Origin of the sequence: Haloferax sp. Atlit-6N (genome assembly GCF_003383195.1) — an archaeon.
Taxonomy (GTDB): domain Archaea; phylum Halobacteriota; class Halobacteria; order Halobacteriales; family Haloferacaceae; genus Haloferax; species Haloferax gibbonsii.
Window position 1 is genome coordinate 1 of sequence record NZ_QEQJ01000290.1, and the last position, 470, is coordinate 470.

Sequence of the window (470 nt, forward strand, 5' to 3'; positions counted from 1 at the left end):
ACCGTCCCCATCGCGGCGTCGACGTTGACGCCCTGGCTCTCCATCTGGTTCGCCAGGATGATGTTGTGCTTCTGGTGCGCACAGAGGAGCAGCACGTCCGCACCGGCGTCGCGCACCCGACCGAGGTTCGTCGAGAGGTCCGACGTCCCCGAGGGGAACGTCTGGTCGACGACCAGTTCGAGGTCGGTCTGTTCGATCTTGTTTCGCGCGCCCTCGGCGGTGGACTGGCTGAACGTGCCGTCCTCGGCGAGGATGGCGATTGACTCCGGCGTCTCGTCCTGCGCGAGGCACATATCGATGTAGCTCTTCGCGTACTTGTTGGCCGTCGGCAGGAGGCCGAAGATCCACTCGTTGCCCTGCGCGAAGATCTCGGGGCTCGCACCGCCACCCTCGACCATCGGCTTCTGATTCTGCGCGGCGACTGCGCTCGCCGGGAGCGTCACCGTACTGGAGTACGGACCGAGCAGGTA

Annotated in this window: 1 protein-coding gene; it reads right to left on the minus strand. The window is 65.5% G+C overall.

The genetic code is table 11. The features are described from left to right. A partial coding sequence (locus DEQ92_RS22395; RefSeq protein ID WP_147299591.1) for an ABC transporter substrate-binding protein occupies positions 1-470 on the minus strand: 470 nt, incomplete at both ends.